The following is a 12224-nucleotide window of genomic DNA, read 5'->3' as shown; positions in this document are numbered from 1 at the left end:
GAGATAGATAAAGATGTTTCCCAAACTCAGCTATGCTGCTCCAACGCTGCGTGGCGTTCGTCATCGGAGACGGCTTCCAAAACCAATTTCCGCTGTTCCTGAGCTTTTTGCGGTTGTCCGGTTTCGTCGAGTACGCGCGCCAGCATGAGGCGGGCGGCGATGCTCGGTTGCAGGGCGATGCTGGCTTCGAGGTAACTTTGCGCCTTGCCCCACAGGCTGCGGCCATAGGCAAGCTGTCCGAGGTACATCAAGAGCGGCGCGTCGTCGGGTTTGTCTTTCAGCCAAGAATCGGCAAGGTCGATGGCTTTTTGCTGGCCGCGTTCGTTGAAGAAGCGGACGCTTTCGACGAAGGCTTCCAAAAGTTCGGGGCGGCGGTTTTGCGGGTAGTATTGGCGCACCCATTTGACGGCTTCGGTATAGAGTCCGAGACGCTCGTATTTTTCGGCAATGGCGACACACAATTCGTCCGCTTTGAGTGCTTCGGGAATGCGCTTCAGACAGATTTTCAGACTGGCTGCGTCTGATGCTTCCGCCAACAGGCGGCGGTATGCCCAGCTTTGGTATTGTTCCGCTTCAAAATCGTTAATCGCGCCGACTTTCATCAATTTTTCGGATTTCGCCAACACATCTTCTGCATCGCCGTGGTCAAAGGCATAACGCAGTTGCAGGCGGGCGAGGCGGGAAAGGTTGGGATGGATACGCGCGGCGGCGTTCAGATTTTCCAGGGCGGTCGGATAATCGCGGCGGCCGAGTGCGGACTCTGCCAACAACAGATAGCGGGAAAGCTGCTGTTTGTTCGGCAGTTTTTCAATGTCTTTCAGGTAGTGGTCGCGCAGTTCGAAGTTTTCCATTTGGTCGGCGGCGTGCGCGCCCAGCATCAACGCGAGGTTGCGGTTGTCGCCGGCTTCTTTGTTTTCCAATACTTTGGCGGCTTCCTGCTCCGCTTTTTCAAAGCGGCCTTCAAAAAACGCCAAACCTGCGCTGTTCAAAGCGACGGCTGCCTGACGGCCTTTGCGCGCCGTGCCGAAACGCTGCATACGGGCGGGGATGTTCATCAGGCCGACGATGAATTTGATTAGGAAATACAGGGTAACGACAAACAGGACCAGCCCTAAGATAAAGGCGTGCAGGTTGACCCGCATCATGACCTGTCCGACGACGATATAGACATTACCCGTGTAAATACCGGAAGTTAGGACGATACCGACTGCGGCAGCAAATAAAACGACAATCCAGACGACGGCTTTCATGCACGGCCTCCTTTGGTCTCAGCATCGGCGGCAGGATGGCTTTGTTTCTCAGGAGCCGCTTTCTTTTCCGGCTTGGAAATGTTTTGCGGTTTGGCCTCGGAAGGCAGCGCCGGAGCTTCTAAAGGCTTCGCGTCTGTTTGGGCGGCAGGGGCGGGTCTTGCTTTGGCAGGATGGGGAGCCCTTGGAGCCGGTGCGGTTTTCGGTGCGGAAGCAGTTTCATTCACCTGCGAGGCGGTTTGAGGAGCGGCAGCTTCGGACGCGGCGGAGGGCAGGGGCGCGGACGCGGCGGTTGTTACGGGTTCGGGCAGCGCAACCGGAGTGCGCGTACCGTCTTGATAGGCGCGGATTGCGCTGAGGCTGGCTTTCAAACTGTCGTCTGAAATCATGCGTACATCCAGCGCTTTCAATTCGGACAACTCTTTCAGCCATGCCTGTGTTGCGGGCGATTTGCCGTCAAAGTATTGTTTGACCGCCGCTTCGACGTAGTTCAAATCGCTTTGATAAACCTCGCCGTTGTGCTGCATCAGCGCGGTACGCGCATCCAAAAGGCGCAGGCGCAGGTTTTCGCGGACGAAATACGCCTGTTCGGGCGAAAGCAGCATCGCGTCTTTATTGTCGAGTCGGCGGACTTCCACCAGCCCTTTCAGTGCAACCAAAGATTTATCCCAAGTATTTTGCCACCAAGAGCCTGAAGATGCGCCGTTGCTTTGCGCCTGCTCGCCCGGCTGCAATACGCCGTCCAACACCAGCGGCAGGCCGGAAACGGCGGTTTCCAAACGATCAAGGCGCAACGCCGTGCCGGAAATATCGACATAAGGACGGTTTTTCAATGCCGCCAAATCATGGCTGACGGCTTGTTTGATGGACAGCAGTTCGGGCTGGTCGAAACGGCTCAGGCGACCATCGATGTGTTCCAATACCGCCGCTGCGCCTTGTACATTGCCTGATAAGAGCAGTTGCTGCGAGGCGAGGTTCAACATGGTTTCCGCTTCGTCAACCAGCCAGTTGACGCGCCCTTTGGTCAGCTCCTGATACGCTTTTTGCATTAACAGAATTTGTTCGCTGTTTGCCATTTGGGCTTTGCCCAAGCGCTCCAATTCGGCTTGGATGGCGGTTTGGCGGTTTAGATGGTCTTTCAGGAGTAAAGCGTTTTCAGATTCGCCCAAGGCGGCTTTATCGAGCTTTTGGTTAAACGAAAGCTCTTGGTTTTTCAAGACATTTTGTCCTTGCACAAACAAAAAGCCGCTTGCGCCCAAACCCAGCAGCGCCAGCACCAGCGCGCCTACCGCCAGCCCTCTGCCGCCGGATTGTTTGATGATGACGGGGGCGGGTTGGTTTTGAGGAAGATTTTTAGATTCAGACATGTGTGTTCCTGAGTATTCGGAGGTTTTAGGCTGTTTTGCCTTTTTTGGAGCCGCTGTTTCAGACGACTCCGCGTTGCCCTGACTGTCGACGATAATCGGCCGACCGGCTTCGTTTGCTTCGGATGGATTGTCTTCAGACCGGCTCATCGGTTTGCTCCTTAGGAAATGATGAAAGTGCCGCTTTCAGAGAAGCGACGACCCGTATGTGGCGCGCACCCGCCTCGCGAAGCGCGTCGGCTATGCGTGGATGATGGGTGAAGTATAACAAGGATTCGAAGAATCGGGAAAATTGCGGCGGAACCTGCGCAAACAGCCCGCGTACCAGTTCGCCCGAAGCGATAAAGGCGGCATCAATGGATTCGGCATCAAAATCCTGCCAATTCAATTCATTAGGTCGTCTGAAATACACTTCCGCGATTTCCACCGCAAAGCCTTTTTTCTTTAACGACTCCGCCAAAAAATCGCGCCCGCCGCGTCCGCGCACAATCAATATGCGCGCGCCCTGAGGCAAACTATCCCAAACCGGCAGCCGCAACACTGCCTCGCTGTCGTTGCCTTCTTGCGGCACAGACACATTTTTCGCGCCACACTGCTGCAAAGCCTGACCGCTTGCCTGCCCGACCGCAATCTGAACCTTCAGGTCGTCTGAAAAATCCACATACGGCGCAGCGGTTTCAACCGCCGTCGGACTGACCCAAAACACCGCGTCCGCACGGGAAAACTGTTCTTCCAAGCCACGTAACGCCGTTTCATCCGGCTCGATTTCAACCGGACTCAACACCCGCGCACGCCACCCAGCCTGTGAACAGGTGCGTATATCATCTCCCGCACGCGCGGACGGACGGACAATCAGCATGACAGGCATTTCAGACGACCTCTTTAAATAAGATTAAACCCAAGTTGTACAAAAAATATGAGAAAAAGTAAATATAAAACCGCAATGCCGACATAGGTGGGAATCCATCAAATCCAGCAAATAAACAGACGGTACAACGTCGATTCTGATTGTATTGGGAGTTTTCAGATAAAGCCCAAGCTATATTTCGATTTGTCCCAGACCCTTGTTATCTGGCCATACTTAAAAGGTCGTCTGAAAACCTGTTTCGTTTTCAGACGACCTTTCTTCACACATAACAACGCCTTATTATCCTTCCTCTTCCAGTAACACCGATGGCCGCTGTGCTTTCCTCAGCTCCTCCACTTCATCTAAAAGCCGCATAATCAAGCCCAACGCCGGGATGCCGGCCTCAAAATCACGGCTCAGACGCTGTGCGCGGCGGATGCGTGCAAGGTGGAAACCGCTGAACGTAGTTTGTTCGGGCTTGCCGCCTATGCTGATGATGTCTTCCTCGATGAGTTCCAACAGCCAATCGCGGCGGCAATGGCTGACAGCAATGATTTCTTCAAAAGTCAATGTGATGTCGGTGGATTGCGTCATGGTTTATCCTTTCTTTCATGCGTGTTTCGCAGCGAAATGTTCTGCCAGTTTCTCCCATGCGGCACGGTCGGCTTCACTTTCCGCAACAGGGACATTGATGCGGATATTCAAGTATAGGTCTCCCGCCTCTTTTGCCGGAATACCCTTGCCTTTAAGGCGGATGGTTTTGCCGCTCTGAGTGTTGGCAGGCAGATTGACCTGTAAGCGGCCGGATGCAGTAGGAACGATGATTTTGCCACCCAATACTGCCTCCCACGGTTTGACGTCTATCGTCTGATATACGTCTTTTCTGTTTTTGACGTATAGGTCCGGCCGGTCGTGGAACTTGATTTTCAAGTACAAATCCCCGTTCGCTCCGCCATTGCTGCCCGGCAACCCCTGCCCTGCCAAACGGATTTGCTGGCCTTCGGCGATGCCTTTGGGGATTTTGACGTTGAGGGTTTTGCTTTGGTAAACCATACGGCCGTATTCGTCCAAAGTCGGCACATTCAAAGTTAGACTGCGCTCCGCACCGGTATAGGCTGCATAAATATCAATGCTCAATTCGGCGTGTTGATCCTCTCCCTTGACGGGACCGCGCGGCTGCTCGGGACGTGAGCCGGCGTGGCGGAACGATGAAAACAAGTCTTCGAAATTAAAGTCACCCGCGCCGAACGGCTCTCCTTCCCGGTACTCATAACGGAAACCTCCGCCGTCAAAACCGTTGCCGAACGGGTTCCCGCCTTGTCCGAACGGATTGCCCCCTGCGTTGCGGCCATAAGGGTTTGCCAACATTTCATCATACTCGGCACGTTTTTCCTTATCGGAAAGCGTCTCGTAAGCACGGTTGATTTCCGCCGTACGCTCAACGGCATCCGGTTCTTTGCTCACATCAGGATGGTATTTGCGCACCAGCTTGCGGTAGGCTTTTTTAATAGCGGCTTCATCCGCATCTTTAGCGACGCCCAATATTTCGTAATAATTTTTTTCTGCCATGTTATTCCTTTGATTAATAATATCCAAAATTTTTATTGGATTTGTAGTTAAGGGCAATCGCTCTAAAATCAAGTCGGACGGAAGTAAAAAACGCCGTTTCGGCAAACGGCGTTTTTACAAAGTGATTGGATGCTTAACCAACCAAATTTCGGGCATGACGCGATCTTTTCCATTTCAATGCATATCCGGCAACGACAGGCAGCAAAGCCAGAAAAGATTTGAAAATCCAGTTTGCGTACCAAGGTTTTGCAACCACAATCGCCGCTGCTTCAGAATTCGGCACAATAATATCTTTGACGGCAAGCCAATCCAACATCGGCCACCAGCAAGCAACAAGACATCCTAAAAAAACAGGCCAAATGTTGCGCTCCCAGCCCTTTTGCCAAAAGCGGAAACATACCGCCGTCCAAATCAAAGTCAGCCCGGTGATCAACATCACCGTATAAGCATCCGCCCCACAAAATGCGGCCAGAAAATACGTCAAAACCACCCATAAAACAGCCAGCACCAAAACAATGATTTCTTCAGGACGTTTAAACATTTTTACAGCTCCAAAATCTTTTCCTGCAAAGGAAACAACCGTGTACCAATAAGCGATACTATACCCGAAACGACATGCTTTGAATATGCGCCGCCTTTGAATTTTCAGACGACCTTGGTACCTGCCCTACTCTGTTACAATGCTAATAATTTAAAACCAAGGTCGTCTGAAAAAACATTCCGTTTTCAGACGACCTTCAGACATACCTTTTCAATCATGATGAACACACCACCCGCTCCCGAGACAATACCCGCAGAAATCCCGCAAGACCAAACCGTCCCACGCAGCAATACCGACAACGCGCCGCGTTCCGCCATCCACCAGACGCTTTATTCCGCCGATACGTTTGCCCAGCACGATTATCTCGCGGGTAAAAAACTGCCCGACATCGTCCGTCCGCAAGCGGGGCAGATTAACTGGCTGCACTTTGTCGGCATCAACAACGCCGCGCTCCTCAAACACGCGCTGGAACCTTACGGCATCCACGAGCTGGTCATCGAAGACATCCTCAGCCGCAAACAGCGCCCCAAAATCGAAGACTACGGCAATTATCTGTTTATCGCCGCGCAAGTTTATCACTACACCGCCGCCGGCAAACTGAATTCCGACCAGGTGTATCTGATTATCGGCAAGGATTTCGTGTTGTCGTTCCAGCAAAAACCGCTGGGACTGTTCAGCCAGTTGCGCCGTCAAATGAGCGAAAACCCGCGTGGTATCCTCGGCAAAAACACAGCCTTCCTCGCCTATTGCCTGCTCGACCGCATCGTGGACGACTATTTCATCGTCTTGGAAGAGTACAACAACCGCGTCGAATCCATAGACAAATCCCTGTTTAAAAATGAAAACAGCGACATTCTCGGCAAAATCCACCGCCTCAAGCGCGACGCCGTCCGCCTGCGCCGCACGCTCTTACCTTTGCGCGACGTGTTCTATCAGCTTGCCGTGCGCGGCGATTTTGCCATTTTCGAAGGCGAGTCCACCGTCTATCTGCGCGACGTGTACGACCACAACATGCAGCTTCTCGAATCGCTCGACGCCTCGCGCGACATGGTGTTGAGCATGATGGACATCTACCTTTCCTTCCAGTCCAACCGCATGAACCAGCAAATGCGCGTCCTAACCGTCATCACCATCATCTTCATGCCGCTGACCGTCATCACCGGCATCTACGGCATGAACTTTGACAATATGCCCGAGCTACATTGGCATTACGGCTATTTTATGGTCTTGGGTTTGATGTTGTGTATCATCGTCGGGCTGCTGATTTTCTTCTCGCGCAGAAAATGGTTATAAACCCATAAAAAAATCCAATTGCCGTATGTTCATATATTAAATACACTCGTTAAGGTCGTCTGAAACCATTCAAACTACTCTCAGACCGCCCGTTTCAACACAAACATTTATTTCAAAAAGAGGAACATCATGGAACAAGCCCGCCAACTCCCTTCACACGAACTCATCATGTCCGAGCTGATGATGCCGGACACCGCCAATTTCAGCGGCAACGTTCACGGCGGCGAACTTTTGCGCCTGCTCGACCAAGTCGCTTATTCCTGCGCCAGCCGTTACAGCGGCAACTACTGCGTTACCCTGTCTGTCGATAAAGTCTTGTTTAAAGAGCCGATACACGTCGGCGACTTGGTAACCTTCTACGCCAGCGTCAACTACACGGGCAGAACCTCCATGGAAATCGGCATCCGCGTCGAAGCGCAAAACATCCGCACCGGCGAAGTGCGCCATACCAATAGCTGCTACTTCACCATGGTCGCGGTTGAAGACGGCAAACCCGTTCCCGTCCCGCCGCTGGAAATTACTACCGAGCGTCAACGCTGCCGTTACGAAAAAGCCAAAAAACGCAAAGCTTTGAGCCTTCAGACATCGGACGAAACTTCTTGCGGATGCTGAAAACGGACGGATAAAACCGATTCAAAGAAAAAGGTCGTCTGAAAACCATGTTTCAGGTTTCAGACGACCTTTTTATTTACGAAAGAGCTTACCTTTGTAAGAGGTGCCGCCCTTTCCTTTCCATACTGCTGCTGCGAAACCATTTTGATAGAGGTTACTTTTTTCTAAAGCAGCAACAATCTCAAAATTATTAGCAATGAATTTCACTCGATACGAGGACATACGTTCTGACATTATATCCTCCATATTATCCCGAGCACTATTATCCCTAAGTTTTTGAATATCTGTATAAACTGCATCAGCTAGCCAAGATAACTGAAGTTAAAATCGAAAAAATTATTTTCTTGTTTTTAATCATATTGTTACCTGATTTTTAAAGTTTGCGGATTATTCCACGAACGTCATATTTATACAATAGAATTACTGAAAAGGTCGTCTGAAATTTTCAGACGACCTTGCAATACCAAATACAAACAACCGCATGCATGCATTCCGCACACATCCTATCTGATGAAACAGAGACTTTATGCAGGCTACGTCTTGCTTTCCCTTACAATGTCTCTCAATCCTGTTGAACCTGAATTAGCAGCTTCAATTAATTTTGTATAAACCGCACCACTCAATAATGAGTTAATACGCATATTTTTAATAGTATTGATAATAATTTCCATAGTATGATTTTAAAATATATATACACCTAGAAATCAATCTCTTTGACTATATTAAAATTATATAACTTATCAATTGAGTTAATATAATGAAGATTACAGTATCTATTAGAGAAAAGAAAAGGGGTTTTCTCCGCTCCCACAGCTCCATTCAATACTTTTGAAACCCACCCCCCTTTAGCTACATAAGGATAAACGATAATATATTTTTCTCCATGAGAATCAACATATTCTTTCTTATAATAATAAATTTCTAAAAAAGAAAATCTAACATTACTTTTTTTATATCTTACTTTTATTAAATTCTTATTTTTTATCTCATTAGGATTATGCAGAAATACAATACTGGATTGATTACATAATTTTTTAAACTGAATCAATCCTATTAGCTCATCAAAGAACATAAATCCAAATCCTAGAATGAGGCTTATAAAGAGATATAACTTTGTTTTTTTACAATCAAGTAGAGTATTCTGCTTTGCATACTGCCACTCAAATGCCACCCCAAGCACAAACCCGACCGCCCCAAAGACAATAATATGAAGAATCAGGAAAAGAATACCTATCATAATTAAGTTCCTACCTTTCTCTTTCTTTCCGAATGCTCCGAATGCCTTTTTCTGTAGAACCTTGCCCCAATCCTAAACCCAGGAATAATTCCAATGACTAAAATAAAAATGTAATAAGCAACCGCTGCCATAACCGTTCCATCATATCTAACAATAAAATTGCCTAATTGATCATTAGGATAATCAAATATCTATCAGCTTGAAATATTCTACACAAATGGAATAAAAAGACAAAGCGTTTTTACCCAGTAGTTATATTTCTAATATAGAAGGTCGTCTGAAATTTTCAGACAACATTTCAACACTAAACCTAAACAACCAAATGAATACATCTCATACAATACTTCGCTTGTATAATTTCCAGACAAATCCAAAACAAATTTTTTAGTTTGAGACATTATTGCATTTCCTCGTGTGATTTAAGGTTTCTTAGGACAACTGTAAAAATCATTACCATCCCAAAGGGTTTGGTAATGAAACATATAATCAAATGATTTTGAAAGGGAGTTCATTACAGAATCATCAGGTTTGCCATTAATCCATTTCCAGCAACCAGTAGGGGGGGGGGTAGATACGGATTTTGTAAAATCCTGTGTAAGAAGAAATCCGTAACTTGTAGTCATATGTTTTGTATAATTTCCCGTTACAGAGGAATATTTTTCGGGAAGATATAATCCACAGTTATTAATAATAATATATCTGCGATAATAGGTTTCAGCCCTTTCTCCCGTAAAATCTACTTCTTTCAAATCTAAGAAGTAATTTCCAACCCCTCTTTTTGAAAGAAAACTGGGAGTCCCTTGAAACGGATAATCAGCTTTCAACAACTCTGACTTTTCCTTGATACCGCAGCAATCATAAGGGTAAAAAGAACTGAACCTGTTTGAGGCATAAAATCCGAAGGGGAGCTTGTGCGATTGGTAGCGGACATTTTTTGGAAAAAACTGATCCGCCCTGCTGAATGTAACTCCGTTATTCCTCGCCTTTAATAGCGAGATTCTTTTTTCCTTGTCAAAGATATAATCCCCCATCTCGATAGCGGGCATCATATACAACTGACACGATTTCTCAGTAGGGCATCTGTCCTTCCAGGCATAGTCAGATGGGTCATCGAAATACTGCCCCGACGACTCATGCGTGAAATAGCTGACCAAAGCCCGCCTCAGCAGCTCTTCCTTGCTCAATTTCCTTCCCTCATCCACGCAAATCCCTTGCAGGTTCTGCTCTATGGTTTTGTTGCTGAGGATTTCAAAAGGTGAAAAGAAGATACGGTAATTGCTGAAAAAATAAATTGAGAACAAGATAACTGAAGTTAAAATCGCAAAAATTATTTTCTTTCTTTTAATCATATAGTTACCTGATTTTTAAAGTTTGCGGATTATTCCACGAACGTCATATTTATGTAATAGGATTATCAAAAAGGTCGTCTGAAAATCAAATTTCAGACGACCTTTTTGTTTACGCTTGAAACTTAATGCTCCAGCCCCTCGGTATTGATTTCGACGACTTTGTCGGTTTTATCCTCCGGCAAAAGCAGGTTCAGGATAACTGCCGTGATGCCGCCGGCGGAAATGGAGTTTTGAAACAAGACGGGCAGGTTCTTAAACACTTCCGGCTCAAACGCTACGCCCAAGCCCAAACCGACCGACGTTGCCGCAATCACCGCTTCGCGCCTGCGGATGCCGTGGCTGACCAAAATCCGCACGCCCGCAATCGCAATCAAGCCAAACATCAAAACCATCGCACCGCCAAGAACCGGACTCGGAATCGTCGTAAACGCGCGTCCGACCACGGGGAACAAACCCAGCAACACCAAAATCACAGCAATATATTTGCCCACATGACGAGAAGCCACGCCGGTCATCTGAATCACGCCGTTGTTTTGCGCAAAAGTCGTCAACGGCAGCGAACCCAAAGCCGTCGCGATGACAGATACCAAGCCGTCCGCCAACACGCCGCCGCGCAGGCGTTTGGTGTATTCTTCGCCTTCAATCGGCTGGTCGGACACCATTGCCGTCGCGGTCAAATCGCCGACCGCCTCAAACACGCTCAACAGGAAAATCGCGCCCGCCACAATAAACGCGTGCCAGTCAAAAGCAAAACCGTATTTAAACGGTACGGGCAGCGTAACCAGCGGCAGGTTTTGTAGCGCGGAAAAATCTACCTTGCCCAAAAACAGCGCGACGATGTAGCCGACAATCAGCCCGACCGCGATGCCGCTCATGCGCAACAGCGGGTTTTTCATGCAGTTGAAGATCAACACAATCAGCAACACCAGCGACGCCAGCCCCAAGTTTTCTATCGAGCCGAACGTGCCGTTCGCCTTCGCACCAAAGCCGCCGCCGAAATCGGTAATGCCGACGTGTACCAAACTCAGACCAATCAGCATCACGACCACGCCGCTGACCGTCGGCGTAATCACTTTTTTCAAATACGGCAGAAGCCACGCCGAGAAACACACTAAAAACGCGCCGACAAACGACACGCCCAACAGCGTCGAAATCATCGCATCCTTGGTCAATCCGCCCTCTTTCATCCCCGCGCCGAGCGCAATCATGACGGTAACGAACGAGAAATTCACCGACTGGATGGACAGCATCCCCGAACCAACCGGCCCGAATCGGTTGACCTGCAAATAAGTGCCGACACCTGACGCGACCATCGCCATCGACACGAGATACGCCGTCATCTCCACCGGCAATTCCAGCGCGCCGCCCACAATCAGCGCGGGCGTAATCATCGGCACAAAAATCGCCAAAAGATGCGTGATCGCGCTTAATAAGGCATTTCCGAATGGCGGTTTATCCTCCAAACCGTACACCAAATCAGGCGAATCCGCCTGTTTTTTCATTGTTCCAGCCATTGCAGTCTTTCTATCTGTTGTCAAACGTTAAAAAATTTTAAGAAACGAAATTGTAACCAATACTGCACGTTCTATCAATTTCAGCCTGCAATACAAATACGGCAAAAGGTCGTCTGAAAACCGGCATTGCAAGTTTTCAGACGACCTTTGTATGTGAACAGGCGGTTTACGCCTTGCCCGTGCTGCCGAAGCCGCCTTCGCCGCGTTCGCTGGCGGCAAATTCGTCCACGACTTTAAACGAGGCTTGGATGACGGGAACGATGACCATTTGCGCGATGCGTTCCATCGGCTCGATGGTGAACGCTTCTTTGCCCCTGTTCCACACGGAGACTTTGAGTTCGCCCTGATAGTCCGAATCGATCAGTCCGACCAAGTTGCCCAAGACGATGCCGTGTTTGTGTCCCAGACCGGAACGCGGCAGCAAAACGGCGGCGTAGTCGGGATTGGCAAGGTGCACCGCCAGACCGGTCGGAACAAGGTAGGTATCGCCCGGTTGCAGGGTCACGGCTTCGTCCAAACAAGCGCGCAGGTCCAGTCCGGCAGAACCCGGCGTGGCGTAGGCGGGCAGTTTGTCCGCCATTTTCGGATTGAGGATTCTCAGTTCGACTTCGGTTTGCATGATTTTTTCCGTTTCATTTGATTTGACGCGGA

Annotated in this window: 13 protein-coding genes; 2 read left to right on the top strand and 11 right to left on the bottom strand. The window is 48.9% G+C overall.

Annotation, left to right across the window (positions count from 1 at the left end; all coding sequences use genetic code 11):
- Positions 1 to 26: 26 nt before the first annotated feature.
- The 6 genes from J7445_RS02420 to J7445_RS02395 form a co-directional block, all read right to left on the bottom strand.
- The gene (locus tag J7445_RS02420; RefSeq protein WP_070656056.1) at positions 27 to 1250 is read right to left on the bottom strand and encodes a heme biosynthesis protein HemY; all 1224 of its coding nucleotides are present in this window, start codon (positions 1248 to 1250) and stop codon (positions 27 to 29) included.
- Positions 1247 to 2761 carry a uroporphyrinogen-III C-methyltransferase gene (locus tag J7445_RS02415; protein ID WP_070656054.1) on the bottom strand — a complete coding sequence of 505 codons (1515 nt, stop codon included), beginning with the start codon at positions 2759 to 2761 and terminating at the stop codon, positions 1247 to 1249. Before J7445_RS02415 ends, J7445_RS02420 begins: the two co-directional genes overlap by 4 nt.
- Positions 2748 to 3479 (bottom strand): uroporphyrinogen-III synthase, encoded by a 732-nt coding sequence (locus tag J7445_RS02410; RefSeq protein ID WP_070656052.1) that lies wholly within the window; start codon positions 3477 to 3479, stop codon positions 2748 to 2750. The genes J7445_RS02415 and J7445_RS02410 overlap by 14 nt, the downstream gene beginning before the upstream one ends.
- A 279-nt stretch (positions 3480 to 3758) precedes the next feature.
- The gene (locus tag J7445_RS02405) at positions 3759 to 4052 is read right to left on the bottom strand and encodes a chaperone modulator CbpM (protein WP_070656051.1); all 294 of its coding nucleotides are present in this window, start codon (positions 4050 to 4052) and stop codon (positions 3759 to 3761) included.
- A 15-nt stretch (positions 4053 to 4067) separates the two neighbouring features.
- A complete protein-coding gene (locus J7445_RS02400; protein ID WP_019270560.1) occupies positions 4068 to 5027 on the bottom strand; it encodes a DnaJ C-terminal domain-containing protein in 960 nt (319 codons plus the stop codon).
- A gap of 133 nt (positions 5028 to 5160) precedes the next feature.
- Positions 5161 to 5568 carry a hypothetical protein gene (locus tag J7445_RS02395; protein WP_019270559.1) on the bottom strand — a complete coding sequence of 136 codons (408 nt, stop codon included), beginning with the start codon at positions 5566 to 5568 and terminating at the stop codon, positions 5161 to 5163.
- A 216-nt stretch (positions 5569 to 5784) separates the two neighbouring features.
- Here J7445_RS02395 and corA point away from each other — a divergent pair, with 216 nt between their 5' ends.
- Positions 5785 to 6861, top strand: coding sequence for a magnesium/cobalt transporter CorA (gene corA, locus J7445_RS02390; RefSeq protein WP_390614083.1), 1077 nt, complete (start codon positions 5785 to 5787; stop codon positions 6859 to 6861).
- A 129-nt stretch (positions 6862 to 6990) separates the two neighbouring features.
- On the top strand, positions 6991 to 7473 hold the full coding sequence (locus J7445_RS02385) for an acyl-CoA thioesterase (RefSeq protein ID WP_070538991.1): 483 nt from the start codon (positions 6991 to 6993) through the stop codon (positions 7471 to 7473).
- Positions 7474 to 7545: 72 nt separating this feature from the next.
- Here J7445_RS02385 and J7445_RS02380 read toward each other — a convergent pair whose 3' ends face one another.
- The 5 genes from J7445_RS02380 to dut all read right to left on the bottom strand — a co-directional run bounded on the left by J7445_RS02380 (position 7546) and on the right by dut (position 12192).
- Positions 7546 to 7707 (bottom strand): hypothetical protein, encoded by a 162-nt coding sequence (locus J7445_RS02380; protein ID WP_186805549.1) that lies wholly within the window; start codon positions 7705 to 7707, stop codon positions 7546 to 7548.
- A 463-nt stretch (positions 7708 to 8170) separates the two neighbouring features.
- Positions 8171 to 8710 (bottom strand): hypothetical protein, encoded by a 540-nt coding sequence (locus J7445_RS02375; RefSeq protein ID WP_070656047.1) that lies wholly within the window; start codon positions 8708 to 8710, stop codon positions 8171 to 8173.
- 419 nt (positions 8711 to 9129) lie between these two features.
- The gene (locus tag J7445_RS02370; protein ID WP_146736255.1) at positions 9130 to 10059 is read right to left on the bottom strand and encodes a hypothetical protein; all 930 of its coding nucleotides are present in this window, start codon (positions 10057 to 10059) and stop codon (positions 9130 to 9132) included.
- A 122-nt stretch (positions 10060 to 10181) separates the two neighbouring features.
- Positions 10182 to 11573, bottom strand: a complete 1392-nt coding sequence (locus tag J7445_RS02365; protein ID WP_070656043.1) for a nucleobase:cation symporter-2 family protein — start codon at positions 11571 to 11573, stop codon at positions 10182 to 10184.
- A gap of 166 nt (positions 11574 to 11739) precedes the next feature.
- Positions 11740 to 12192: a dUTP diphosphatase gene (gene dut / locus J7445_RS02360; RefSeq protein ID WP_070656081.1), complete on the bottom strand. Its 453-nt coding sequence runs from the start codon at positions 12190 to 12192 to the stop codon at positions 11740 to 11742.
- Positions 12193 to 12224: the final 32 nt, after the last annotated feature.

Source organism: Neisseria sicca, assembly GCF_017753665.1.
GTDB lineage: Bacteria > Pseudomonadota > Gammaproteobacteria > Burkholderiales > Neisseriaceae > Neisseria > Neisseria flava.
This window is presented reverse-complemented; position numbering and strand designations above follow the sequence as displayed.

What these genes read in the sequence shown, in the direction of transcription:
- J7445_RS02420 (WP_070656056.1), bottom strand. Translation starts at nt 1,250, where the DNA reads ATGAAAGCCGTCGTCTGGATTGTCGTTTTATTTGCTGCCGCAGTCGGT.
- J7445_RS02415 (WP_070656054.1), bottom strand. Translation starts at nt 2,761, where the DNA reads ATGAGCCGGTCTGAAGACAATCCATCCGAAGCAAACGAAGCCGGTCGG.
- J7445_RS02410 (WP_070656052.1), bottom strand. Translation starts at nt 3,479, where the DNA reads ATGCCTGTCATGCTGATTGTCCGTCCGTCCGCGCGTGCGGGAGATGAT.
- J7445_RS02405 (WP_070656051.1), bottom strand. Translation starts at nt 4,052, where the DNA reads ATGACGCAATCCACCGACATCACATTGACTTTTGAAGAAATCATTGCT.
- J7445_RS02400 (WP_019270560.1), bottom strand. Translation starts at nt 5,027, where the DNA reads ATGGCAGAAAAAAATTATTACGAAATATTGGGCGTCGCTAAAGATGCG.
- J7445_RS02395 (WP_019270559.1), bottom strand. Translation starts at nt 5,568, where the DNA reads ATGTTTAAACGTCCTGAAGAAATCATTGTTTTGGTGCTGGCTGTTTTA.
- corA (WP_390614083.1), top strand. Translation starts at nt 5,785, where the DNA reads ATGATGAACACACCACCCGCTCCCGAGACAATACCCGCAGAAATCCCG.
- J7445_RS02385 (WP_070538991.1), top strand. Translation starts at nt 6,991, where the DNA reads ATGGAACAAGCCCGCCAACTCCCTTCACACGAACTCATCATGTCCGAG.
- J7445_RS02380 (WP_186805549.1), bottom strand. Translation starts at nt 7,707, where the DNA reads ATGTCAGAACGTATGTCCTCGTATCGAGTGAAATTCATTGCTAATAAT.
- J7445_RS02375 (WP_070656047.1), bottom strand. Translation starts at nt 8,710, where the DNA reads ATGATAGGTATTCTTTTCCTGATTCTTCATATTATTGTCTTTGGGGCG.
- J7445_RS02370 (WP_146736255.1), bottom strand. Translation starts at nt 10,059, where the DNA reads ATGATTAAAAGAAAGAAAATAATTTTTGCGATTTTAACTTCAGTTATC.
- J7445_RS02365 (WP_070656043.1), bottom strand. Translation starts at nt 11,573, where the DNA reads ATGGCTGGAACAATGAAAAAACAGGCGGATTCGCCTGATTTGGTGTAC.
- dut (WP_070656081.1), bottom strand. Translation starts at nt 12,192, where the DNA reads ATGCAAACCGAAGTCGAACTGAGAATCCTCAATCCGAAAATGGCGGAC.